This window comes from Exiguobacterium sp. s46, from assembly GCF_018618875.1.
Classification (GTDB): domain Bacteria; phylum Bacillota; class Bacilli; order Exiguobacteriales; family Exiguobacteriaceae; genus Exiguobacterium_A; species Exiguobacterium_A abrahamii.
Map to the genome: position 1 here is coordinate 1874577 of NZ_JACSMY010000001.1, position 23432 is coordinate 1898008.

Genomic DNA, 23432 nt, shown 5'->3' on the forward strand with positions numbered 1-23432 from the left:
AAATAAATATAAAAAAATTGTACATCCAATTTGGACGTACAATTTTTTTGTTTAAAGACGCGTCGCACCCGTCTCTTCTTGTAATTGTTCCGCTACTGCAACAAGCTCTTCCATCGCCCCGTTGACTTCCCCGAGCGATGCCGCTTGATGACTTGACGCTTGCAAGACTTGTTCTGCGTGTTTCGATGCTTCCTCGACCATTGCAAGGATATTCGCTGTCGTTAAGCCGACTTGGTCAATCTCTTGATCCGATTTGACGACAAGCTGGTCAACCGATTTCACACGTGAGTAGACATTTTCTGTCGAATGATGAATCTCTTCAAATGACGCTCCCGCTTGTTCAACAAGTCCGACACCTGTTGCGACTTCACTTTGAACATCGGTCATTGCGTTCGCTGTATCATTAACAAGACGCTTGACGCCAGAAATTAAATCGGTGATTTCTTTTGCGGATGTCGCTGTCTGTTCCGCCAGTTTTTTGACTTCTGCTGCGACGACGGCAAACCCACGTCCTGCTTCGCCCGCTCGTGCCGCTTCAATCGATGCATTCAAGCTGAGTAAATTCGTCTGTGCCGAGATGTCACTAATGACATCCGTGATCCGTGAGATCTCACCTGTCATATCCGTCAAACGACCATTGAGTGTCGCTGACTGTTCCATCTTTTTCGAAATCATGTGCATTGCTTCAACGGAATCGGTCGCGAGTGTCTTCCCGTTCTGCGCTTCCGTCTGCATGACCGTCGCCGATTTCAACGCTTCATTCATTTCTTTCGCGACTTCATCCATCGTCCGTTTGACGGCACCGAGGGCATCCATCGATAGGTACGCTTGATCAACGTTCTCGTTCATCTTCGCTGACAACTCTGCCATTGCTGAACGAATGCTTTCACCCGATGCATTGCCTTCCTGGACTGCTGCTGCAATCTCTTGAGCGGATGCTGTCAGCTTATCGCTTGAGCTTCCCATCTGTGTCGCCTGTTTGCGGATATGTAAGACCATCACTTCGAGTTCGTGCATCAGTTGGTCAACTTCATCCCCACGCTTCGCTTCTTCGAAATCGACGTTGAAGTTACCATTTGCGACTTCGCGTGCCGTTTCTGTTGCCTTTTCGATTGCTTTGATCGGTTGGCGCAAGATCAACTGAATCAATGACGTCCCAATCAACGATAACAATAAGCCAATCCCTGCTCCGAACCAAATCGCGTTCGTATCCGCGACGTCAAGTCCACGGTGGAGATAGAGCACGAGCTGGGCTGAGATGCCGCTCGTGATGACTGAGATGGCCAAGACCCAAAAGAATAACCGTACCTTCAAGTTGCTTCGTAATTTACGCATAACCGAAACTCCCTTTCCTGTATCTTCTTTCACCGTCCTCTCTATCGGTTTCTTTTGTAACCGTTTTAAGTCAGTTGACCCGATTTTCAAAAACGATTCCCGGTGAGATGACAAAAGCACACCAAAAAGAGTGATGGATCAAATCATCCATCACCCTCTCTTTCTTATTTCCGATCAATCTCAACATATTTATATGAGATATCCGTTCCGACATTGTGTCGGGCAAGATTTTTGACTTCCGTGTTTTGCAAGAAGGCATTCTTCCGTTGGTAGACAGGCGAGATTGCTTGATCGTCGAGCAACAAGCTTTCCGCTTTACTGAGTAAGGCGAGACGTTTGTCTTGATCGAGCTCACTTTCAGCCTGTTTCAAGAGACGGTCATACTGTTTGTTCGAGTAGTCCATCATGTTGAACGGGTTACCGGTCGTGAACAAGTTCAAGTATGTCGTTGCATCCTGATAGTCTGGTGCCCAGCTCGCGAGTGACAGATCGTAATCCCCTCGTCCTTCACGGGCGAGACGCTCTTTCTTCGGTAGTGATAACAATTTAACGTCGACATTCTGCTTCTTCAACGCGCCTTGGATGTACTCACCGATTTTTTTCGAGACGTCATCGTCTTCGATCAACATCGTCAATTCAAGATTTTGCTTTGCCAGCACTTTGTTTGCCGCTGTTACATCATATGACGATTCGATTTGACGCGCACCATCGTATTTCGGATCAAGTTCTTTCGGCACGATGTAGTCAGCAGGAAGTGATCCGTTCCCGAGCAACGTTTCCGTCATCGCTTTTTTATCATATGCCGCGTCGATTGCTTGACGTGTTTTCTTATCCTTTAAAGCATCCGTCTTTTCATTCATCCGAATGAAGAACATCCGCGAATCGCTGAACGTGTTGTACTCTTTTTGATCCTTGTACGTCACGACGTTCTCCGAGTTAAGTGGCGCGACATCGAGTTCACCGGACTCAAACAAGTTGATCGCAAGCATCGGATCTTTGATGATTTTAACGTCGACTTCGTCGATCTTGACGTTCTTCCGGTCTGCGTACTCAGCGTTTTTCGCGAGCGTATAGCCTTGTTCGGCTTGATATTTCTTGAACGTGAACGGTCCGTTGTAGACGTTCGTTTTTGGATCCGTTCCGAACTGGTCGCCTTCAGTTTTGACGATGTCTTCCCGGACTGGCATATATGTGCCGAACGTCGTCATGCTGAGGAAGTACGGTGTCGGGCGTTTCAGTTCGATCCGGAGTGTCTCGTCGTCGACCGCTGTCGTTTTTTCGACTGGCTCGAGCAAGTAAGCGAACGGTGAGTTCGTTTTGATGACACGCTCGAACGCATAACGGAAGTTCTCTGCTGTGACGGGCTTTCCGTCCGACCATTTGGCATTCGGGTCGAGCTTGAACGTATAGACTTTTCCGTCTTCAGAGACGCTATGTGATTTTGCTGCTGCCGGAACAAGTTCGTTGTTCGCGTCGAAGCGATAGAGTCCTTCGTAGATTTGGTTGAAGATGTTTGATGTGATGGCGTCTGCCGGGTCAACCGACAGGAGATCGTAACTTTCCATCGTATGCAGGACCTTTTTGTCCGCTTGTTTGTCTTCTGCTGGTTCTGTCGTTGCACATCCTGCTAATAGGACTGCCGTGCTCGCCGCTGCGATCAATGTCTTTTTCATGTGTAGTGCCTCCTGAGAAATATGATGAGCGTTGGATGATTCGGCATACCTTGACGTACAACAAAAGGCGCCCTCTACGCATAGCTAACAGCTAATGCATAGAGGACGCCTGTATCCGCGCGGTGCCACCTCTGATTGAGACGAAGAATCGTCTCCACTTGTCGCTGGTCCAACAACCAGCTAGCCCGGTAACGGGGGCAACCGTCCTGTCTACTCGAAGGTTCAACAGGCTCTCAGCGGTCCATTCTCGTTCAGCTTACCGTGTCAGGCTCTCACCATTCCTGACTCGCTTGGTCGGCAGTGTTGACGATACTTACTCCGCGTCGTCGATGTAATTGATATGGCTTAACTTGTTGTTTACTTTACACGGCTTGTTTTTCACTGTCAACGAAAAAAACTCAGAACGGATGATCTTCTTGTTTTTCTTGCTCCCGACGGACCGGACGTGGTCGAATCGGTTCGACGTGTTTGACATGTGTTCGTGTAACGATTCGGTTACTGAGTGCTGCATCGACGAGAATCGTGATTGCTGCTGCCATGTGTAAGAACATCCCAACGACCGGAATGACACCAACCGTTGATGCGACGATCCCGACGATGTTCCCTTTTGAGACGTTCCCGGCACGTGCCGTCAATACGACGACGACGATGTGAAACGCGAGCATCAACCACAGGGCATTGTAACCTGAGAAAATGACGATTGAACCACCTAAGAGCGGAATCCCGAGCACCGCTTCCATTCCACCTGATACCCACTTCAACGTCCGCAATGAATCCTGTCGACTCTCCATGACGTCGCCTCCTCTTTTTTTCCATATGTCTAGTATACGACGGATTACAGAAAAGGTTCCAACGTTTTTGTTTAGTTTCTGTATTAATCATTATAAAAAAGAACGATCCGCAGACCGTTCTTCGATGATGCATCACACGTCCACTCGACTCCTACAGGAAAAAGCGCGTTCGCGCTGTCAGAGACGAACAAGACCCGGCTCTGCGTCGAAGACGACAGAGTCGCGGCTTGTGTCTCGCCTGAGGAAAGCGAGTGGAAAAGTCGTGATGTTTGCTTCAGTTAGACCGCCAACACGTGGAACTGATAGCCACGATGGACAACGAATCCTGCCTCTTTGTAGAGATCGAGTGCCCGGTCATTGTCCGTCTCGACGTCGAGTTCGAGCTGCGTCCGACCTGTCCGGAACAATGCTTGAACCATCAGTTTCAGCATCTTTTTGCCGTAACCATTGCCTTGTGCTTCTGGACGAACCGCAAACGCATGAATGCTCGCTTGTGTATCGGAGGCAAGATAGGCACGGATGACGCCGACCGGTTTGCCGCTTGCGACACCAATAAACGTAATCCGGTCGTCGGATTCAATCGCTTGATAGATCGATTCTGCTTCCTCGTCCGTGTTCCCGAACGATTTACCGAGCGTCTCGACGATGAACGGACGGTCGTCTGCTGTCGCTTCCCGTAATTCGAAATCCGGATCGGCTTTTAAGAACAACTGCGCCTTTTTCAAAATCATGTTGTACTCGGTCATCCGGTACTCAGCACCTAACCCTTCGAGGACAGCCTGACCTGACTCACTTGCGTCGTCAATAACGAACGTGAATGCTTCGACGCCTGCTTCTGTTGCGCGCGCTCGTGCTGCTTCAACAAGTGCCGTGAAGACACCTTGTTTCCGGTAATCCGGATCAACGAAGACATTCAATTCCCACTCCGTCGGTAAGTACGCGAATGCTTGTAAATATCCAATCAATTGCTCGCCATCATAGATTGCGAAATCGTTCTCGCCGACCCAATCGGCTGCGACCTTTAATTCAATGCCATCGTGATCGTTGACACATTTTTCGAGTTGTAATACATCTGTTGTTTGTTTGACGTCTGTGACGTTCCATTCCATATTCATTCACCTCATTTTCAACTATACCGAACGAACAAAAGAAGCACTAGCAAAAGCTAGTGCTCATTGCAGTTTAAATGTCTTCATCATCTGCGGGACGTCCTTGACGATCAAGTTCTCGATCGCTTTTTTACCGACAGCACCTTTGACGGCTTCCGTCGGTAAGACGTAGTAGTACGTTTTGCTACCTTTCGTCCCGAGATATGTACCATATCCGATTTCACGGTCGAACTGTTTTTTCGAGAGCTTCTTCGGCTCGTAGTTCAAATTGACGAGCAACTGATCCGCGCCTTTGACTTTATAATAAAAGGCGAACGTACCACTTCGCGTGACAACACCGTATTTCGATTTGACCGTCTTGTTTTTGACAAGTTCGACTTTATCTTGTTGGATCGCCTTTTTTAACGCGTCCGTCGTCTTGACTGTATAGCCGAACGATTCGTTCGCGACGACCCCTTTACTATATGTCACGTTGCTTGCAGCAAAACCCGTCACCGGAGTCAGACATGCTCCGAGTAAGACTCCTGTCATTGCGATTCGTTTCATGCTGACTCCCCCTTAAAATGATCGATAGTAATGGATTCCCTTTTGTGAAATAGGTAAACTCTATTCTCGAAAAAGATTTGACGGAATTGTCTAAATTTCTTACGATAGGGATAACGAAACGAAATGGGGTTAAAGCGATGACTGAACAAGAACAATTAACGCAAGAACAGCTCGATAACTTGCTCAAGAATGCGTTTGCAATGCAGGTTCCGATCCTCGAGAAGTTCATGAAGGATACACACGATCGTTATGCACTCGCAACGACGTCGTTCAAGCGTGACATGGAAGCGATGAAAGAGACGGAATGGCATCAGTTCTTCGCTAGTAAACTGTTACCGCACTTCTTCCTCGAGCACCTCGGATTCGGTGCATCGTTCCGCTTCAACGGACACGACAAGGAAGTCGATCTTCCGGAAAACGTCGTGCCGGTCCGCAATGATGCCGATGAGCAAATCGATAAAGTCGTCCTTGGGGTCAAAAAGGCGATGCAAGACGAGCACATCAAGAACCACGATCTCGTCGCGAACTTCTATAAAGAAACACTCGAACTCGCTTGCCAGATGGGCAGCCGTGTCGGGATGAGCGATGAGTTCTATACACTCGTCAAACCAAGTCTCGTTCATGCGAACGATGGTCAATAATCGTTGAAATTCAAGAGAGGTCAGTTCCGGAAAGCTTTCCGAGAACTGACCTCTCTTTTTGTGTACCTGATAGAATCCGCTTAAAACCGAACGTAGAAGACTGCTCCTCCACCACTTCGGTCACGGACACCATACGCGAACTGATGACTATCAAGAATCATCCGACTGATCGCAAGACCGAGTCCATGCCCGGCACTGCCTTCTTGTTTGACGTAGACGTTCCAGATCGTTGCCCGATCTTCTGCCTGAACTCCCGCTCCTTCATCCTCGACCGTCAACTCGTCATGCGTTAAGCGAACGGTGACCGTTCCGCCGACGGGTGAAGCAAAACGAGCGTTCATCAAGAAGTTGATCAAGACACGTTCGAACATGCGTGGATCAAGTGACTGCCTAACCGGTTGTAGCTCCGTCGCCAGTGTCAGTCCTGCCTGCGTGAACGTTCCGCGCAGGCGTTCGACTGTCGCAAGCACGAGTTCATCGAGTGCCACATCCGTTCTTTCAAGCGGCATTCGTCCACCGGCAAGCTTCGAATAAAGCAACGTCTCATCAATCAGATGACCGAGTCGATCCGTCTCCTCGATAATGCTCGTCGTCACGTCGGGCAGTTCAGCAACGGGAATGACACCTGCCGCGAGTGCCTCGGTCTCGTTTCGAATGATCGCGAGCGGCGTCCGCAAGTCATGGGTGATGCCGGCGATGAACGTTTTCTGTAGATGATCCTTCTGTTTGAGTTGCGTCTGCATCTCATCGACCGCGTCAATCAACTCCCCGACTTCATCCTTCGGTCGCGCCGGCAAGACGACGTCCGTCTCACCAGCACCAATCTTTTGGGCAACGGAACGGAGCGTGACGATCGGTCGTGTCAGATGCCGTCCCATATAGTAAGCGAGCAATGATGCGAGCAACAGTGTCACGAGTAACGCGAGTCCAATCGCGAGATAAACACCACTCAGTGCACTACTCGCAAGTGGTGCTTGTCGAACCGTCGTGATGCGTGTTCCGTCAACGGTCAACTGATACGTCAGCAACCGTTCATCTTGCACTTCGATGACGTCTTCTTTCTTAAGATTATCAAGAAGTGGTAATCTCCCCGCTGGTCCGCGCGCGCCAATCCGTTGCGTCAACCCGTCGGTCGTCAAAAATCCTTGGATATCACGCGGAATTGGCGTGTCAGCTTCAATCGCTTGTTTGATGATGTTCGCTTCCCGAGCGAGTTGATCGTACCGTTCGCCTTCTGCGAATCGATTGACGAGGAACGCCGTCAAGACGAAACTGAGGATCCCCATTACGAGCAAGGGACCGACGACAGCGTATAAGAACTTACGCATCAAAGGACGTCGTTTCATTCAATCGCCTCCAATCGATAGCCGACCCGGTGGACCGTCTTCAATTGTTGTTTAATGACGGGCAACTTATCCCGCAATTGTTTAACGTGCGTGTCGACGGTCCGGGTATCGCCTCCGAATGCGTACCCCCAGACGTCATCAAGAATCTGATCCCGGCTCAGTGCCTCACCAAGATGTTCGATGAAATAAAGCAACAGTTCGAACTCCATCTTTGCGAGACTGATCGCCCGTTCCCCCGCTTTGACTTGGCGTCCCTTCTCATCAATCGTCAAGTCACCAAACGCATGGCGAGCAACCGGACGGACTTTTAATGCCCGTTCAAGCCGGATCGTCAACTCCTTCAGGACGACTGGTTTGACGAGATAGTCATCGGCACCGAGTTCGAGTCCGAAGACACGGTCATCGGCTTCCCCACGCGACGTCATCATGAAGACGACCGGCGGCTGGACTTGTGATTTGATGCTTGGCACGAGCGACCAACCGTCACCGTCCGGTAAGCGGACGTCGATCAAAACGACATCAAACGCCCTCGTCAGGCACTGCTTCGCCTCTGCTAACGAACCGGCAATCGTCACCTCATACGCATGGTGCCGAAGGAAACGTGCCGTCACCTGCGCTAATTTTTGTTCATCTTCAATCAATAGTACGTTCATGGTCATCCCTCCACTCTTAGTGTAGCGCCTTTTTGCCTTCATTTGCCTTTCTTCGCAGTTTCTTTGCAACTTCCTCACAACTTCTCTTTCGTGACCCTCTACCATAAAAGGTGAAAGGAGTGATCATCCCATGACATTCAAAAAACAATGGATCACTGCATTGACAATTAGCGCATTAACAGTCGGAGGCGCATCAGCATACGCTGCGACGAACGACGACTCGAACACGACAAAACAAGCGAAACACGGGCACCACTTCGAAGGTATGAAAAAGCACGACATGACGCTACTCTTGAAAAAATTGAACCTGACACAAGCCGAGGCAGATGCTGCCCGGGAGAAAGGGCAATCAATCGCCGATCTCGCAAAAGCAAAAGGGATCTCGTTCGCTGATTACAAAAAAGCGGAACTCGCAGCAGCGAAGGAACAACTGGCAAGTCTCGTCAAATCAGGCGACTTAACACAATCACAAGCAGACGACATGTTGAAGCGTCAAACGGAACGATTCAGTGGCGTCAAGAGCTATGATGAACTCAAAGACAAGATGCCGATGGGTCGCCACGGTGGACCAGGTTTCTTCAATGAATCATTGATTGCTGACGTCCTGAAGGCACTCGGACTGAGCCAGTCGAAGTTCGACGCAGCGAATCAATCGCTCGCTGCTTATGCGAAGGCACAGTCGATCAAGTTCGCCGACTATAAAAAAGCATTGCTTGCGGCGCAAACGAGCGAACTCAATCAACTCGTCAAAGACGGGAAGATGACGAAAAAACAAGCAACGGAAATCAAGTCTCGTCTGACAGAGGAATATAAGGACGCGAAGAGCTACGACGATCTTCCGGATCGCGGCGAACACGGTAAGCGTGGTGACCATGGACCGGGTAGTGTCTTCGGTGACTCAACATCCGCAATTTTAAAAGCACTTGGACTCGATGAAGCGAAATTCGAAGCTGCTGAGCAATCCTTGCCTGAGTTTGCGGAAGCGAACAAGATCGCTTATGCCGATTTTGAGAAAGCCGTCCTGACAGCACAAACTGCTGCGATTGATCAACAAGTCAAAGATGGCAAGCTGACAGACAAACAAGCGAAACAGATCAAGGAACACATCGAGTCCCGCGCGGATGAAGCTTCAAGCTACGCTGATCTCAAGAAAGGTCCAGCACGCGATGGTGGTCATGGTCGCGGACACGGACCTGGACCGGACGGTGACATGCCGGGAGCACCCGATCAAGGCACGGATGCCGATCCAAATGCCAGTGATACATCCGTCGATTTAGCGATTTAAGGATAAGACCGAAGCTCTTTCATGAGAGTTTCGGTCTTTTTGTGTTCGATTTAGGACAGATGTCTTTTAATCATGATTTTCATATACTGGTTCACTTTTTTGAAAAATAAGTCTATTCCTTGAACGAAGGTTGCAATTTCCATTTCCTACACCCGATACTAGTAAAGAAAACGCTAGTATTGTAAGGAGGTGACGTAGATGGCTTTTCATGAAGCGATGAATCGGATTCGTCAATCCGACACAGCCCCACTCTATATCGGTGGACTTGAAGTGTCCCGTCCGGAAACGGCGGAAGCCTTCTTTCAGCAACAGACAGATGCAATCTTTTTATTCGATGCTTCTGGAACGATCATCTATTTCAATGAACAATTACCAGACATGCTCGGTTATTCCGCTGAGACGCTCTATGAGCATTTCGCCGTGTTCAATCCGCCAGATCAGATTGAAGCGGTGACTGCCTTTTTCACGCGTGCCTTAAGCGGTGAGACCGTTCATTATACGGCGCAAGGACTTCATGCTGACCAACACCGGGTCACATTGAAGATCACGAACATGCCAGTCGAACAAGACGGACAAGTCATCGGTGTCTACGGAGTCGCACGCGATATCACACGTGAGAAACAACTCGAAGAAGATGTCTCGTCGATTCGTTCTCAACTCGAACTGACGGAACAGATTCCGGAACTCGTCGTCTTTCACTTCGACGTCAACACACAAACAATCGAGTTTTCTCCCGCTTTATTGCATTTTTTAGGTCTTTCAGAAGTCGACGCGACGACGCTTGACCAAGAACAGTTATTTAGTCGGATTCATCCACGTGACTTCGATCCGCTCCGGTTCGAGATGGAACGTTTGATTGCGGGTGAAAAGGAACGTTTTGAAATGGAAGTCTCCCTGTTGACCGCTGACGATACCTATCAGCTGTTGCGCTTGAAAGCCTTCCATCGTCCACATCATCCAAATCATCTATCGGTCGTCCTCTATGATTTATCGGAAGTCGACGAAGCACGACGTCAACTCATCACCGAACGGGCACAGGCACGTGAAATCTATGAAGCCGTTAATGCCGCAATCTCACAAATCGACTTGTTCTCGGGACGAATCCTGTTTCACTCACAAGGGTTCCTGCACATCTTTGAAGAATTACCGCAGGATTTAATTCTCAGTCGTGAGTGGTTGTTCGAGCGGTTAGACGTCCGCGATCACGCGGCGATGAAACAGTTTATTAGACGGTTGGTCGACGGTCAGGCTGGCACAATCCAGTACCGCCTTCACTTCCCGGATGGTCGCGTCAAATGGATCGAGGACCAACAGATCCCGGTCTTCCAACTAGACGGCACGATTGCTTACACGAATAGCATCATGCATGACATCACGCTTCAAAAAGCGTACGAGGAACAACTGCGACAACTTGCTTTGCGCGACGCCGTGACACATCTGCCGAACCGGCAAGCGCTCATCGAGACGATCGACGCGTGGCAAGAAAAGAATCAATCGTTCTTCGTCCTCACTGTCTCCTTCAACCGGATCGCTGAGATCAACAACGCCTTCGGACACGGTTCCGGTGATCAGTGGCTACAAGGAACGGCAGCTTTATTACAACAAACAAAACCGGACGAGACGTTTCTCGGGCACCTTGGTGGGGATGAGTACGCCTTGCTCGTACCGACGAGCTATAAACAAGACGTGACGACATGTGCTGAGGCGTTGCTCGACTTATCGGAAACACCGATCTCGATCGAACCATATGCCTTGTTCGCGCGAATCTCGGTCGGGGTCAGCCGGTATCCGGAAGACAGTACGGACGCTGTCGAATTATTGAAGCATTCCTACACCGCCTTACGTCGCTCACGTCGTGAAAACCACAGCACGATGCACCACTACGCATCGAATCTTGATATCGATTACTACCGACGCTATCGTCTTGAGCAGGACTTGCATTATGCAATCGAGCGCGATCAACTGTTCCTCGAATATCAGCCGAAAGTCGATAGCTGGACCGGAAAAATCGTCGGTCTCGAGGCATTGATTCGCTGGCAACACCCGGAATGGGGACGCATTCCACCGAACGATTTCATTCCGCTTGCTGAAGAAAGTGCCTTACATGTCGCAATCGGGGACTGGGTCGTCGAGACGGCGTGTCGTTCGATGCAACACTGGAAAGCGACAGGCGCAGAGCTCGTTCCGATTTCCGTCAACGTCTCACCAAAACGATTCTTGATTCCTGGTTTTGAACATCATATCGAGCGGATGCTATCGACTTATCAGCTCGCACCTGAATTACTCGAACTCGAAATCACGGAAGCGGCCTTGATCATGGATGACCCGATGACGAGTCGGACGCTTGAATACGTCAGTCGGATCGGTGTTCGAATCGCACTTGACGACTTCGGGAAAGGCTATTCCTCGATGGTCTATCTGCAACGGTATCCGATCAACGTCATCAAGATTGATCGACAGTTCGCGACCCACATCACCGATGACGCCAAAGCCCAAGCGATCGTCAAAAGTATTCTCTACATGGCAGGTGAGTTCAATCTAACGGTCGTCGCAGAAGGCATCGAGACACTTCGTCAGCTCGATACGTTCCGGACGCTCAATTGTCCGAGTATCCAAGGCTACCTGTTTAGTCGCCCGGTGCCAGCGGACGTCATGGAATCGTTCCTCTTGCGCGAGATCTTGTATCCGATCGAAGCCTGTTCCTTGTCGAGCGATACGGTTCCTCGCTTCTCTGTCTCAGGAAAGGTTCGCATGTTAACGCATCATGAACGACCATTCGAACTGCCTTTTTCGGACATCGAAGCCCATCAGACGAGCACACGTGCACTCTATTTTTCGACGAAGACACCGTTACCGTTGTCAGATGCGACGTTTGAGATTCGCTTAAGTGAAGGATTACAACTCGTCACGTGTACGGTGACAATCACCGGACAGGAAGATGAACAATATATCGGCGAATACACGAATCCGACAGAAGCGGAACAGATCATGCGCTTCTTCCAGTCGTTACGTTATCGCCCTTGACCTCTCCACGAAGACGTTCACACACGTCTTCGTGCTTTTTTGTTATAGTAATCGTAAAGCGTTTTACTTCAGAAGGGAGGAATGGCATGCAGTCACCACTACCTACGAAACATCATCGCCGTTCTACGAAAGGTCAGCTTTTTCGAAGATTCCTGATGCTGACGATCGGTGCCATCATCTTCGCGCTTGGACTGAAAGGATTCCTTGTTCCAAATAACATCATTGATGGCGGCATCGTCGGAATCTCGATCATCGGTTCAAAAGTGACCGATACGACGCTCGCCTTATGGTTGTTCTTCTTGAACATTCCATTCATCTTTTTTGGCTACAAACAAATCGGAAAGACGTTCGCCCTGTCGACGTTATACGCCATCTTCGTCATGGCGATCGCAACGAAACTCCTCGAACACATCGGTCCGCTGACGAGCGTGGATTTGCTCGCGACCGTCTTCGGTGGCTTGATTCTTGGAATCGGCGTTGGCATCGTCATTCGCTCGAGTGGATCCCTCGACGGAACCGAGATTCTTGCTGTCTCCTTCAGCCGCTCGACGCCGTTTTCAGTCGGTGAGATCGTCATGTTCTTCAACGTCTTCATCCTCGGCGCCGCTGGCTTCGTCTTCGGTTGGGACCGGGCGATGTACTCGTTGATCACCTATTTCGTTGCCTTCAAGACGATTGACGTCGTCATCGATGGACTCGATCAGTCGAAGAGTGTCTGGATCATTTCGGAGAATTACGAAGAGATCGGTCTTGCAATCATGGATCGACTCGGTCGAAGCATGACGTACTTAAACGGAGAAGGTGCCTTCACCGGCGACGGTAAAAAAGTCATCTTTTGCGTCATCAGTCGCCTTGAGGAATCAAAACTCAAAGACATCGTCCGTGACTTCGATGAGCAAGCCTTCATTGCGATCGGCAACATCCATGATGTCCATGGTGGTCGCTTCAAGAAAAAAGATATCCATTAACCGAACGAAAGGAAGGAACACGGGTGTGGAAAAAACATCGTAAGAAAATCATCGGTGGCGTGATCGTCATCGTGACGCTTGCTGTCATCGTCGTCATCGGAATTTCCGGTTATGTCGGCTTCTCGTTGACGCAACCGGAACGTGAAGCCTTGACGACGACACCAAAGAAAGCGGAAGGACTCGACTATGAAGACGTCACCTTCCGCTCCTATAAAGACCGGACACGTTTGTCCGGCTGGTGGATGCCAAGTGAGGATGCAAAACTGACGGTCGTCTTCGCCCACGGTTACGGCAAGAACCGGGAGCAAGAAGATGTTCCGGTCTTCCCGTTATTCAAGAAGTTCCACGACGCGGGCTATAACGTCCTGACGTTTGATTTCCGCGGGTCCGGTGAATCGGACGGAAAACGTGTCACAGTCGGTGCAAAGGAACAAGATGATTTGCTGACGGCCGTTCGCTACGCGAAGTCACGGTCTTCAAAACCAGTCGTCCTCTACGGTATCTCGATGGGCGCTGCAACGTCACTTGTAACCGCTCCAAAGGCGGACGTCGTCGGTGTCATCGCCGACAGCCCGTTTAGCGATCTCGAGAACTATCTCGCAACGAACCTGCCCGTCTGGAGCGGGTTACCGAACTTCCCGTTCACCCCGATCATTCTGGAGATCACGCCACCTCTGACGGGTCTCAATCCAGAACGGGTGAAACCGATTGAAGCGGTTCGACGGATTGAGTATCCAATCCTGTTGATCCACGGGAAGGACGACGATGCGATTCCAGTCACGGAAAGCATGAAGATTCAAAAGGCGGCGCCGCGCTCCGAGCTCTACGTGACGGAAAACGGTGGACACGTCCAGTCGTATGCGCACGACCGAAAAGCGTATGAAGAGAAAGTCATGACGTACTTGTCAGATCTGCATTGATGAAAGGAGATTGACATGCAACAGTTATCGTTGTTCCTGACCTTTTTCGTCGCACTGACAGTCATGACGATCGGACTGCTCGTCTCCCGCCGTGCCGGCTATCGTTTACCGTACGGACGAACGATCGCCTTGATTTGGACGGGTTCCGCCCTGATCGGACTGGCCCTTTACTTATTACGTTAAACGAACAGCCGCCCGCTTCCTTGACGGAAACGAGCGGCTGTTGTTTGTGCTTATCGTTTTAGTACGGCAGCGCCGACGATCTTCAAGACTTCCGGACGACTAAGTTTCTCTTTCCCTTTTGCAAGGGCATCCAGCGTCCCATGTGCGAGTGCAAGTGGAATGTGACAGAATTCATAAATCGTCGTCTCCTTCGGAATGGACGCAAGGTAGGCATCGGCTTCTGCGAGATTCTCACGCGCATAAGCAAACATCGTATCCGTCGTCCAACCAGGTGGGAAGTAACCGACACCACGCTCCGCATCCTCCTGTTGGTTACGCAGGATGTTGACGGCTTGTAAACCACGACCAAATCCGATCGCTTGCTGTTTATCAGTGACGATACCAGCCTTCCAGTACCAAATGTCGGATAACATGACACCGACGAGTCCGGCGACATAATACGTATACTCGTCAAGATCCGCTTCCGTCTCGACCGTCCAGTCACGCTCTGCCCAGACCGCCATCCCTTCTGCCATCTCCGCCGTCGAATCGAGGACCTTCGGACGAATCGCGGCCGGACAATAGGCGATCCACTCCGGTAGACGGAGTGTTACTTCCGGTAGATGCGCTGTGTAGGGCGCAATCAACTCGAGATAGGTCGTAGCGGAGAACGTGCCCCGCATCAATAACGCCGTCTCGCGAAGTAACATCGTCTTGACGTCCGTCGCCAAGTCCTCATGGTCTTCAATCTCATCGATGGCACGCATGCATAGATAAGCAGCACCGACCGCTTCCTGTAAGTCTTGCGATAGTCGACTAATCGGGATATAGAAGGTGCGACTCGTCGCTTTTAATACACGGTTCGCGTCTTTTTTCAGCTGCTTCGTCTCATTCATTCCTGACAACTCCCTCTTTGGCTCAAAAGGTTTCTTTTCTCTTCATTACTATACACGATTCAACGCGTTTCAGCATTTGTTTCATGATAAGAAAGACTCCCTTTGCAGCACATTCGGGCAAAGGGAGTCTTTTCGTCCTCGTTTGAAGTGCCTCGTTCGTTAAAAAGATACGTTCCGATGACATTCAAATGGAATCATTTTTCCTGTTGTTTCAAGAGTTGTCCAATCAATCCAGTACTACGGGACGCTTCCGTGTTCTCTTCTTGGATCGACAAGTAGACTTCCTTCCGGTGGATATCGACTTGCCGTGGCGCCTTGATACCAATCTTGATTTGATCGCCTTCGATTGCAAGAATCGTCAGTTCGATGTCGTCACCGATTTGAATCGCTTCTCCCGTCTTTCGTTTCAGTACGAGCATCAGCGACCACCTACTTCCGTCAGACTACCGATCAGATGACGATTCGCGTATGTATCGTCTAGGATGATTTGTTTCGCGAGCCGTTGTTTCGTCTCCATGACGAAAGGTGCTCGTAAGTTCGTCGTCGACGTCGTGAACGGATCCCGTAATGTGACCGTCGTATAGACAGCGACTTGCGCCGTATCCTCGATTCCGAGTTGCTCTTTTGCTGCCTCTGGTAATTCGAAGACATATTCCGGATCAATCCAGAACGGGTTTGTCACGACGAAGGCACACTCCGGCTGATCAATCGATTGAAACGACCAGAACGGGACGCCTTCTCCGAACGGGAGCAAGATGAAGCGTTTTGCTTCCGGAAAACCTGGTAATTCAGACGCGAAGGTGATGATTTCCGTCTCGTCAATCGTGATGGTTCCAAAAAAATCCGTTTCGATCTGCATGTCGTTATCCTTCCCCATCGAATATGCCGCCAACCGGCCACATATTCAGTTGATTTTGTTCTTGTAGATAAATCTCGACCTGACCTTCTTTTACGGTCAGTTCCGGTCGATGCGTTTCGACATCGATCTTCGGACGATTCGCGGTATAACTTAATCGTACCTCAGCCGGTGTATAGGTCGTCTTGACTCGATCGAGGCTCCGCGGAATGAATCCGAGAGTCGTTACTTCAGCAGGCGGTGTATCATTGGATTTCGCAATTCGCGCGACAGTTCCCCCGCCCTGCTCGATCCGCATCAGTTGATCGCCTTCGGAAGCTCCCTTTGCGACAGCTTCCTGTCCTTTTTGTCGTCCATAAGTAGCATACTGTCGAACAGACTCAAGCGCAGGAACGCGCCCCATCTCGATCCAAGCTTGTGTCGAATCGATCTCAAGACGCGCTGCGACCGTTTCAATCGATAGTTCCCCACGTGGTTGTTCGATCGACAGGGAGGCAGGTGTCTGCTTCTGCTCGATTTGCGGACGCGTGATGTTCATTCCGATTCGTGCCGCCGTCTGACGCATTTCAAGATGCGGAAGATTCATCTGCCTTCACCCCTTATCGTAGGAAATCGAGTAATGTTGGCTGAATGATTCGTGCCCCGGCGCTGAGCGCTGCGCGGTGTAACGTCTCGTATGACTTCAGCTCCATGATGACTTTTTCTGCCTCGATGTCTTCGTTATCCGACATGACCGTCTTCGCGATGATTTCTTGGTCCTCGAGCCGTGATGTGTTCAAATCCATCCGGTTGACGCGTGCCCCGAGATCAGCACGTGTCTCGACCGTTCCATTGACCATCTCATCGATATCTTTCAACATACCAGATAAGGTAGCCCCGTTGTTATCAGCGTTCGTACCGAGTGCATCGTAGACTTTTTTCAACGTTTGGAACGTTTCCGGTCCGAAGACGTTGAGTGGTGAAATGTTAACTTGGACTTCGATGCCGGAAGAGACTTCATACTGAATCGCTTCCGTATCTTTGCCTGTCGGATCGCCATCCGTGAAGACGCCTTCGATCGGTCCCGCTGTACTTGCTAAATAATCACGCAATCCGTCCATCGAGACGAATGGCGTATCCGTCTTCGTTCCGTTGAAAATCCCTTTTTCATTGTATTTCGTGTTCGCAAGCGTTCCAATGTGTTCGATCAATTGACCGACCTCACTCTGGATCGCTTTACGTTGTGTCGCATCATACGTATCCGTCGCCGCTTGTGTCGTCAACTCACGAATCCGACTCATCGCTGACGTGACTTCGTTAAGGGCCGAATCCGTCAAGTCCATCCAGCCTGTTGCTTCACTGGCATTTTTCTTGAACTGTTCGACTTCTCGTACTTCCGTCCGGTAACGCACGCCTTGCATCGCAACGACTGGGTCTTCGGACGGACGTTGAATTTTCTTGCCGCTGATCAATTGTTCCTGAAGCGTGCTCAAGCGCTGATAGCTTGAGGATAAGTGCCCGATATTCGTTTTCGTCAACATCGTTTGTGTTACTCTCATCTATTCATCACCGTCCTACGAGTCCCATACCGTTGATGATTTTATCAAGCATCTCATCAACGGTCGTAATATTTCGTGCTGCTGCATTATAAGCGTGTTGATACTGAATCATCATCGTCATCTCTTCATCGATTGAAACGGCAGACATCGACATCCGGCGCTGATCTGCACTTTCCATCAAGACAGCAGCACTCTTACCCAGGCGTCCGACCTGATCGGTCGAGACTGCCATGTCGCCGATGACGTTTTGATAAAACGAACCGATTGTCGTCGTCGTGTTCGACTTCACGAACGTGATGCTCGCTGTCTTCATCTTCGCTAGATTCAACGCCCCTTGGCTATCTCCGATGTTGCCGTCCGTTGACGTCGCGATGTTATCAAGACTCGCCTTGATCTCCGAACCGACGGAAATCGTCGCTGCCGTGATCTCTACACTTGTTGACGTAAAGAAAGCATTCGTACCAAGCGTACCGTCTTTTTTCGAGTTCTTTGCGTGGGCAGCATTAAACGCATCAGCGAATGTCTTTGCCATCTCATTGAGTTGGCTTTCCATCTTGACGTATTCCCCGACGGCTTTTCCGTCTCGCTCTTGTCCGTACATCTCAATTAGTCCTGATAAACGTCCTGTCGAGAAGCCACCGAGCTGATCAAACGTATAGGTTTGTGTCTCAGACTTAAAGCCGGTGTACAGTCCTTGGTCGTTCGTCGTGAACGTCAGCGTGCCCGCTTTCGGTAAATCGGAGTCGACAGCAAGCAGCTTATCCCCGTTCGGAAACTTGATGTTGACGTCGATGCGCCCTTCCGCATTGCGCAACGCATTCCCCATCTGTCCTATTTCGATCGCCTGAGCATCTACTGTCACTTTTTCGAAATCGACATATTGAGCAAGCTCATCGAAGTAACGATCTCGTTCATCGTAAAGCGCGTTTGGTAAAGCACCAAGTGGTTCGACAATGTGGATTTCCGTATTGATGTTATGGATTTTTTGTAACAGGTCGTTGACTTTTTTCGTCGAGACCTCGACTTCACTCTTTAAGTCCGCTTTGACTTGATTGATTGCTTTCGCCATGTAATTGAAGGTCTGCGTGAGAGTCTCCGCTTTTTGACGAACGACACTGCGTGCACCTGAATCTTGCGGATTCGTCGATAAAGTCTGCAAGGATTCCCAGAACCCGTCGAACGCTTTCGAAAGACCCGTTTCCGACGGTTCGTTGATGATATCTTCCATCCGTCCGAATGCCGCTTGTTTCGTACCGTAGTAGGACACCTTCGTCACTTCATCCCGGTACTGCTTATCGAGCATAACGTCCCGAATTCGCTCGAGCATTTCTCCGCGCACTCCGGTTCCGACTTGTCCATTTCGTCCAGATCCAAGTGAAATCGAAAGTTGTTCCGTTGTTCCCATGACGAGACGCTGACGAGAGAATCCTTCCGTGCCGGCGTTCGCAATGTTATTTCCAGTCGATTGCAGAGCCCACTGGTTCGTCGTTAATGCCCGACGTCCTGTCTCAAGCCCCATGAAAGTCGATCCCATCCGTATTCCTCCTTACGCGTTTCGATTGAAGTGTGTCTGGTTCAGTGCGGACTGTCCATATGTGAAGTCGTCCGCTTCTGGAATTAAGAGTTGGAGATGCCAATCCAAATAATGCAGGGATTGCTCTAGCAACTCCGCGTTTAGTGTGTTGAGCTGTCGCAATTGACCGATCGTCTGCAACAACGTTCGGAGTGAGTCGACATCTTCCGGATGCGTCGCGATCCATTCCGTCATCGTCACGCTCCCCATCAGTGCGAGCCGCTCTTGTTCTAGTCCTTCGATTCGTTTGATATGTACGGGTTCTTCTTTGACGATTTCAGACAAACGACGCATGTCATTTGCAATCAAGACTTGCTTCTTTTCTTCTGCGAGCGCAAGTAAATGAGCATGCGCCTCGTTGAGTTGCTTGATGAGTTGCATTCGGTTTCTCCTTCCGAATTGAAAAGGTTCCATTCATATAAAAAACGACCCGCGCATCCGTGCCCCGAGTCGCCTCCATTGTCTACGATGTCCAACTTACAGGTTCAAGAAACGTTCCGCGATTTTTTTCGCATCCGGTTTATAGGTTCCATCCTGGATCGCCTGTTTGAGGGATTCAATCTTTTCAGTCCGTGACGACTGTGTCTCGTTGAAACGCGCACGCGCTTCTGTAGAGATACTGACTTCGTCCGGACGATTCGTACGTTGGTTTTTTGTTCCTTCTACTGATTGAGTTCTTTCGTACGTTTTGGGCATGTTCACCCATTTCGTAGAATCAATTCGCATGTGAACACCTGCTTTCTAGACTACAAGATTCTTAGTTCAAGTCCGATACGTCCTTGGTTTCAAAGAGTCAGAAGAGTCAAGCATCGCCTGGGCGAGGTCACGTCGTAAACGATCACGACATGCGGCACAAATCGTGCCTTCACGGGAGGGCTTCCCGCAACTCTCACACATGATTTCCATTTGGGAAATCTCGGAGATCAATAAGCGCCCTTCCTTGATGTAACGGAAGACGGTATCTCGACTAACACCCGTTCCGATCTCGACATCTTTAGGTGAAGTCCGGATTTTTCGTCGTTCTCGCAGAAATTCGCGTACCTTCTCAAAATCCGTATGATCCTTTCGTATGCAATCAATACACAGTTCTGAAGATTGACGCACGACTAACTTCCCGCAAGATTTACAATTGATGACATCCATTTCCTTCACCTCACATAGAGTATCGGCAGGAATGTTGCTTTCTTAAACACTTCGAAATAAAGTTACAGCAGAAATTTCTTTCGCTCCCGCTTCCTTGAGTCGAAACATCGCTTGGCGAAGCGTCGCACCTGTCGTATAGACATCATCGACAAGTACGATGTTCTTTCCTTTGACGTCACTCGTTACGCAAAAAGGATTACTACGCGCAAGTCGCGCTTGTCGTCCTGCTTTACTTTGTTCTGGACCATCGAAACGACTTAAACACGGAGCGATCTTTCCACGCATCCGACGTGCGATCAGCTCCGCTTGATTGAAACGGCGATCTGAGAGACGTTCCGCGCTTAACGGAATCGGCACAAGAACTGCTTGCTTGATTTTTACCTTCTTCAAGTCATCGGTAAACATCTCAAGCAACGCAGTATCACCGAGAAACTTGAAGCGATGCATGAACTCCTTCGCTGCATCATTGTATAGATAAAGAGGTACTGTTTGGAGCGTCAGCCCTTGCCTTCGCCATTCTGTGCAGTCTGAACAGCACACTGGACCCGGCTTTCCACAATCGACGCATTCCCCTCTTTTTACAAACTTTATTTTACAGGTCGGACAGGTCGCTTGCCTAGTCCAGAGATTTCCGAGTTCCCAACTAGGTAAATAGACCTCTTGACAGAATAGACATCGATTCATGGTCGTACAGCGTTCGCTTTCTTGATGTGATGGATCGCTTCGTACATCGCATCACTCCGGTCATTGGCGCAAAATAAAATGTCACCATCCGGGTATGCCGCCGATCGTCCGACTCGTCCGCTGATTTGAATCAGGGCTGCCGTGCTGAAACCTTGATCAGCATCCAGAATCGCGACTTGAACGTTTTCGATCGTCACACCCCGCTCAAGAATCGTTGTCGTCAGTAAGATTCCTGTCGACTGTCGAAAACGCTGGACCTTCTCGACTCGTTCCGAGTCTGCAGCATGGACGGTCTCGACGTCATAGCCCGCTGTCGCGAATCGGTTTTGCCATCGCTCGAGCTCCGCGATCCGTGAGACGAAGACGAGCCGGGGTACAGTGCTATGACGCGCCAACCAATCGAACACGATCTGTTCGCTATACGGTACGACGAGCTTTGGGACCGGTAACGGATAGCCATGATAGCGTCGCATCAGCCGAACCGTGGGAAACCGTCGATGCCAAAACGAAGGCGTGGCACTCAATAAAATCAGCGCAGCATCTTTCGTCATCGCGCGCTTGACGTATCGATGTAACGTCCGATCGAGTCGATACGGAAACGCATCGACCTCATCCAAAATGACGACGTCGAAACAATTCCGGTAATGAATCAATTGATGTGTCGTACTGACCGTGATGTCCCCCAGCTCAAGACGGTCCGATGAACCACCGTACAAGGAGACGACGGAAGCGTTGGCGAATGCCCGCTTCAAATGTCCCGTCAATTCCCGGACGACGTCTGCCCGTGGTGCTGCGACAAGCACACGGCGTCCGCTAGCGAGAGCGTCTGCGATTCCCGGGAAAAGCATCGGTGTCTTCCCGGCACCACACACGGCATGAACGAGAAGCCGTTTGTTAGTTAGAACCGTTCGTTGGATCGCTTGAGCAACATGTAGTTGTGCCGGCGTCAACGTCAATGGTCCATGTTGTGCCGGTGTCACCGGATCAAGTGCCCGCTGATCCGTCACGAGTCGTCCACAGCTTCGTAGTTTGCCGTAAGCGAGACATTTCCGACAATAATAACAGGCTTTACCACATGTACAGTCTCCTCGCACTGGAAGCGCGCCACATCGTTGGCAACGCCATGTCACGGCTGGTCTGAATCGGTATGTCACTTGTGGTGTGTCAATCCATTCAACAGGTACGAGTCGTCCTCGAAGATCCATCGTCATCTCTCCTTTTCTGTTTCGTCTCTTTCTCGCGGACATACGCTACCTCCTTGTGAGCGTTCCACTACTCAACTCGAGCTTTTGACTCGCAGAATTCGAGATAACGTCATACGTTACGGCTTCAACAGGCGTTTCCATATAGTCATCCATGATTTTTGAGGATTTTGACAAAACAAAAGCAGCAGGTATCCTCATGAAGAGAATCCCTACTGCTTCCGCTCTTATCTTATTCTGCTGCGTGATACCATGTGACACCGATTGCCCCTGGTCCGAGGTGTGTACCGATGACGGGTCCAAAAACACTCATCTCGATGCGTGCCTGCGGGAAAAGTGCCTTCAGTTCAGCAATCTCTGCCTCTGCTTTCGCAGAATCCTCGGCATGGATGACACCGATGACATAACCGGTACCGTCACCGCGAATATCTTCCTTCATCATTTCCTCAATCCGATTGACTGCCCGCTTAAACGTTCGAATCTTTTCAAACGGAACGATTTTTCCATCAACGAAATGAAGGACCGGCTTGATTTTCAGGAACGAGCCGACGAATGCTTGCGCGACACTTAAACGTCCTCCACGCTGGAGGTGTTCGAGATCGTCGACGACGAAATAAGCACGAATCTTTTCCTTTAACGTCTCAAGACGCTGGACGATCGTCTCTGCCGTCGCTCCTGCATCTCGCAAACGAACGGCTTCTTGGACGAGAAACGCTTGCGGCATACAGGAAATACGTGAATCGACTGGATGGACGTTGACATGATCCACCATCATGTTGATCGTATGTAACGCTTGGTACGTTCCGCTGATCCCACTTGATAGTGTAATACCAATGATATCCGTTCCTTCTGGCAACTGCTCGAACGACGACACGAGATCACCGATGTTCGGTTGTGAGGTCGTTGGGAGACTACCCGTCTGGATGCGTTCATAAAATTCCGCTACCGAGATATCGAACCCTTCCCGGTAGGCGTCACCGTCGAAGATGACACTAAGTGGTGCGACGTGCACTTGATGTTCTTCACAATAGGTAGTTGGCAGATAGGCTGTGCTATCCGTTAAGATCACAATCTGGCTCATCCGTGA

Annotated in this window: 24 protein-coding genes and 1 other annotated feature; of the genes, 6 read left to right on the forward strand and 18 right to left on the reverse strand. The window is 50.0% G+C overall.

The features are described from left to right. Positions 1–51: 51 nt before the first annotated feature. From KNQ08_RS09790 to KNQ08_RS09810, 5 genes are all read right to left on the reverse strand, one after another. Positions 52–1335, reverse strand: a complete 1284-nt coding sequence (locus KNQ08_RS09790) for a methyl-accepting chemotaxis protein (protein WP_214805400.1) — start codon at positions 1333–1335, stop codon at positions 52–54. Positions 1336–1499: 164 nt separating this feature from the next. Next, positions 1500–3008 carry a peptide ABC transporter substrate-binding protein gene (locus KNQ08_RS09795; protein ID WP_214805402.1) on the reverse strand — a complete coding sequence of 503 codons (1509 nt, stop codon included), beginning with the start codon at positions 3006–3008 and terminating at the stop codon, positions 1500–1502. A gap of 98 nt (positions 3009–3106) precedes the next feature. Next, positions 3107–3344, reverse strand: a binding site (T-box leader). A 62-nt stretch (positions 3345–3406) separates the two neighbouring features. Further along, complete coding sequence (locus KNQ08_RS09800) at positions 3407–3799, reverse strand: hypothetical protein (protein WP_064299399.1); 393 nt, start codon at positions 3797–3799, stop codon at positions 3407–3409. 278 nt (positions 3800–4077) lie between these two features. Beyond that, positions 4078–4908, reverse strand: a complete 831-nt coding sequence (locus KNQ08_RS09805; protein ID WP_050678726.1) for a GNAT family N-acetyltransferase — start codon at positions 4906–4908, stop codon at positions 4078–4080. 63 nt (positions 4909–4971) lie between these two features. Then, positions 4972–5454 carry a hypothetical protein gene (locus KNQ08_RS09810; protein WP_064299397.1) on the reverse strand — a complete coding sequence of 161 codons (483 nt, stop codon included), beginning with the start codon at positions 5452–5454 and terminating at the stop codon, positions 4972–4974. A 137-nt stretch (positions 5455–5591) separates the two neighbouring features. Between KNQ08_RS09810 and KNQ08_RS09815 the strand changes: the two genes are divergently transcribed. Further along, positions 5592–6095 (forward strand): hypothetical protein, encoded by a 504-nt coding sequence (locus KNQ08_RS09815; protein WP_050678728.1) that lies wholly within the window; start codon positions 5592–5594, stop codon positions 6093–6095. A gap of 80 nt (positions 6096–6175) precedes the next feature. Here the strand turns inward: KNQ08_RS09815 and KNQ08_RS09820 are convergent, their stop codons facing one another. Together KNQ08_RS09820 and KNQ08_RS09825 are read right to left on the reverse strand one after the other, a co-directional pair. Then, complete coding sequence (locus tag KNQ08_RS09820; protein WP_214805404.1) at positions 6176–7441, reverse strand: HAMP domain-containing sensor histidine kinase; 1266 nt, start codon at positions 7439–7441, stop codon at positions 6176–6178. Then, positions 7438–8094 (reverse strand): response regulator transcription factor, encoded by a 657-nt coding sequence (locus KNQ08_RS09825; protein WP_214805406.1) that lies wholly within the window; start codon positions 8092–8094, stop codon positions 7438–7440. The genes KNQ08_RS09820 and KNQ08_RS09825 overlap by 4 nt, the downstream gene beginning before the upstream one ends. Before the next feature lie 130 nt (positions 8095–8224). On the opposite strand from KNQ08_RS09825, the gene KNQ08_RS09830 reads away from it, so the two are divergent. The 5 genes from KNQ08_RS09830 (at position 8225) to KNQ08_RS09850 (ending at position 14474) form a co-directional block, all read left to right on the forward strand. Then, on the forward strand, positions 8225–9379 hold the full coding sequence (locus KNQ08_RS09830; protein ID WP_214805408.1) for a hypothetical protein: 1155 nt from the start codon (positions 8225–8227) through the stop codon (positions 9377–9379). A gap of 198 nt (positions 9380–9577) precedes the next feature. Further along, on the forward strand, positions 9578–12403 hold the full coding sequence (locus KNQ08_RS09835; RefSeq protein WP_214805410.1) for a sensor domain-containing protein: 2826 nt from the start codon (positions 9578–9580) through the stop codon (positions 12401–12403). A gap of 86 nt (positions 12404–12489) precedes the next feature. Beyond that, complete coding sequence (locus KNQ08_RS09840; RefSeq protein WP_029342524.1) at positions 12490–13371, forward strand: YitT family protein; 882 nt, start codon at positions 12490–12492, stop codon at positions 13369–13371. A gap of 23 nt (positions 13372–13394) precedes the next feature. After that, positions 13395–14291 (forward strand): alpha/beta hydrolase, encoded by an 897-nt coding sequence (locus KNQ08_RS09845; RefSeq protein ID WP_214805412.1) that lies wholly within the window; start codon positions 13395–13397, stop codon positions 14289–14291. A 15-nt stretch (positions 14292–14306) separates the two neighbouring features. Beyond that, complete coding sequence (locus KNQ08_RS09850; RefSeq protein WP_156501817.1) at positions 14307–14474, forward strand: hypothetical protein; 168 nt, start codon at positions 14307–14309, stop codon at positions 14472–14474. 50 nt (positions 14475–14524) lie between these two features. Here KNQ08_RS09850 and KNQ08_RS09855 read toward each other — a convergent pair whose 3' ends face one another. The 11 genes from KNQ08_RS09855 to KNQ08_RS09905 form a co-directional block, all read right to left on the reverse strand. Continuing rightward, positions 14525–15349: a squalene/phytoene synthase family protein gene (locus tag KNQ08_RS09855; RefSeq protein ID WP_029342526.1), complete on the reverse strand. Its 825-nt coding sequence runs from the start codon at positions 15347–15349 to the stop codon at positions 14525–14527. Positions 15350–15543: 194 nt separating this feature from the next. Beyond that, a complete protein-coding gene (gene csrA / locus KNQ08_RS09860) occupies positions 15544–15768 on the reverse strand; it encodes a carbon storage regulator CsrA (protein ID WP_029342527.1) in 225 nt (74 codons plus the stop codon). Continuing rightward, a complete protein-coding gene (fliW, locus tag KNQ08_RS09865; protein WP_058705009.1) occupies positions 15768–16208 on the reverse strand; it encodes a flagellar assembly protein FliW in 441 nt (146 codons plus the stop codon). Before fliW ends, csrA begins: the two co-directional genes overlap by 1 nt. A 4-nt stretch (positions 16209–16212) precedes the next feature. Next, positions 16213–16791 (reverse strand): DUF6470 family protein, encoded by a 579-nt coding sequence (locus tag KNQ08_RS09870; RefSeq protein ID WP_214805414.1) that lies wholly within the window; start codon positions 16789–16791, stop codon positions 16213–16215. 13 nt (positions 16792–16804) lie between these two features. Further along, positions 16805–17743 (reverse strand): flagellar hook-associated protein FlgL, encoded by a 939-nt coding sequence (gene flgL, locus KNQ08_RS09875; protein WP_214805416.1) that lies wholly within the window; start codon positions 17741–17743, stop codon positions 16805–16807. Positions 17744–17750: 7 nt separating this feature from the next. Further along, a complete protein-coding gene (gene flgK / locus KNQ08_RS09880) occupies positions 17751–19277 on the reverse strand; it encodes a flagellar hook-associated protein FlgK (RefSeq protein WP_214805418.1) in 1527 nt (508 codons plus the stop codon). 12 nt (positions 19278–19289) lie between these two features. Continuing rightward, the gene (locus tag KNQ08_RS09885) at positions 19290–19697 is read right to left on the reverse strand and encodes a flagellar protein FlgN (protein ID WP_214805420.1); all 408 of its coding nucleotides are present in this window, start codon (positions 19695–19697) and stop codon (positions 19290–19292) included. A gap of 96 nt (positions 19698–19793) precedes the next feature. After that, positions 19794–20042 carry a flagellar biosynthesis anti-sigma factor FlgM gene (flgM, locus tag KNQ08_RS09890; RefSeq protein ID WP_047393186.1) on the reverse strand — a complete coding sequence of 83 codons (249 nt, stop codon included), beginning with the start codon at positions 20040–20042 and terminating at the stop codon, positions 19794–19796. 459 nt (positions 20043–20501) lie between these two features. Next, positions 20502–20906, reverse strand: a complete 405-nt coding sequence (locus KNQ08_RS16885; protein ID WP_251133643.1) for a ComF family protein — start codon at positions 20904–20906, stop codon at positions 20502–20504. A 233-nt stretch (positions 20907–21139) separates the two neighbouring features. Further along, positions 21140–22348, reverse strand: a complete 1209-nt coding sequence (locus tag KNQ08_RS09900) for a helicase-related protein (protein ID WP_214805424.1) — start codon at positions 22346–22348, stop codon at positions 21140–21142. 229 nt (positions 22349–22577) lie between these two features. Beyond that, positions 22578–23426 carry a DegV family protein gene (locus tag KNQ08_RS09905; RefSeq protein ID WP_214805426.1) on the reverse strand — a complete coding sequence of 283 codons (849 nt, stop codon included), beginning with the start codon at positions 23424–23426 and terminating at the stop codon, positions 22578–22580. Between the last annotated feature and the right edge of the window lie 6 nt (positions 23427–23432).

Bases quoted from the DNA above. Each gene is read 5' to 3' on its own strand.
- KNQ08_RS09790 (WP_214805400.1), bottom strand. From the start codon at position 1,335: ATGCGTAAATTACGAAGCAACTTGAAGGTACGGTTATTCTTTTGGGTC.
- KNQ08_RS09795 (WP_214805402.1), bottom strand. From the start codon at position 3,008: ATGAAAAAGACATTGATCGCAGCGGCGAGCACGGCAGTCCTATTAGCA.
- KNQ08_RS09800 (WP_064299399.1), bottom strand. From the start codon at position 3,799: ATGGAGAGTCGACAGGATTCATTGCGGACGTTGAAGTGGGTATCAGGT.
- KNQ08_RS09805 (WP_050678726.1), bottom strand. From the start codon at position 4,908: ATGGAATGGAACGTCACAGACGTCAAACAAACAACAGATGTATTACAA.
- KNQ08_RS09810 (WP_064299397.1), bottom strand. From the start codon at position 5,454: ATGAAACGAATCGCAATGACAGGAGTCTTACTCGGAGCATGTCTGACT.
- KNQ08_RS09815 (WP_050678728.1), top strand. From the start codon at position 5,592: ATGACTGAACAAGAACAATTAACGCAAGAACAGCTCGATAACTTGCTC.
- KNQ08_RS09820 (WP_214805404.1), bottom strand. From the start codon at position 7,441: ATGAAACGACGTCCTTTGATGCGTAAGTTCTTATACGCTGTCGTCGGT.
- KNQ08_RS09825 (WP_214805406.1), bottom strand. From the start codon at position 8,094: ATGAACGTACTATTGATTGAAGATGAACAAAAATTAGCGCAGGTGACG.
- KNQ08_RS09830 (WP_214805408.1), top strand. From the start codon at position 8,225: ATGACATTCAAAAAACAATGGATCACTGCATTGACAATTAGCGCATTA.
- KNQ08_RS09835 (WP_214805410.1), top strand. From the start codon at position 9,578: ATGGCTTTTCATGAAGCGATGAATCGGATTCGTCAATCCGACACAGCC.
- KNQ08_RS09840 (WP_029342524.1), top strand. From the start codon at position 12,490: ATGCAGTCACCACTACCTACGAAACATCATCGCCGTTCTACGAAAGGT.
- KNQ08_RS09850 (WP_156501817.1), top strand. From the start codon at position 14,307: ATGCAACAGTTATCGTTGTTCCTGACCTTTTTCGTCGCACTGACAGTC.
- KNQ08_RS09855 (WP_029342526.1), bottom strand. From the start codon at position 15,349: ATGAATGAGACGAAGCAGCTGAAAAAAGACGCGAACCGTGTATTAAAA.
- csrA (WP_029342527.1), bottom strand. From the start codon at position 15,768: ATGCTCGTACTGAAACGAAAGACGGGAGAAGCGATTCAAATCGGTGAC.
- fliW (WP_058705009.1), bottom strand. From the start codon at position 16,208: ATGCAGATCGAAACGGATTTTTTTGGAACCATCACGATTGACGAGACG.
- KNQ08_RS09870 (WP_214805414.1), bottom strand. From the start codon at position 16,791: ATGAATCTTCCGCATCTTGAAATGCGTCAGACGGCGGCACGAATCGGA.
- flgL (WP_214805416.1), bottom strand. From the start codon at position 17,743: ATGAGAGTAACACAAACGATGTTGACGAAAACGAATATCGGGCACTTA.
- flgK (WP_214805418.1), bottom strand. From the start codon at position 19,277: ATGGGATCGACTTTCATGGGGCTTGAGACAGGACGTCGGGCATTAACG.
- KNQ08_RS09885 (WP_214805420.1), bottom strand. From the start codon at position 19,697: ATGCAACTCATCAAGCAACTCAACGAGGCGCATGCTCATTTACTTGCG.
- flgM (WP_047393186.1), bottom strand. From the start codon at position 20,042: ATGCGAATTGATTCTACGAAATGGGTGAACATGCCCAAAACGTACGAA.
- KNQ08_RS16885 (WP_251133643.1), bottom strand. From the start codon at position 20,906: ATGCATCGCTTCAAGTTTCTCGGTGATACTGCGTTGCTTGAGATGTTT.
- KNQ08_RS09900 (WP_214805424.1), bottom strand. From the start codon at position 22,348: ATGGATCTTCGAGGACGACTCGTACCTGTTGAATGGATTGACACACCA.
- KNQ08_RS09905 (WP_214805426.1), bottom strand. From the start codon at position 23,426: ATGAGCCAGATTGTGATCTTAACGGATAGCACAGCCTATCTGCCAACT.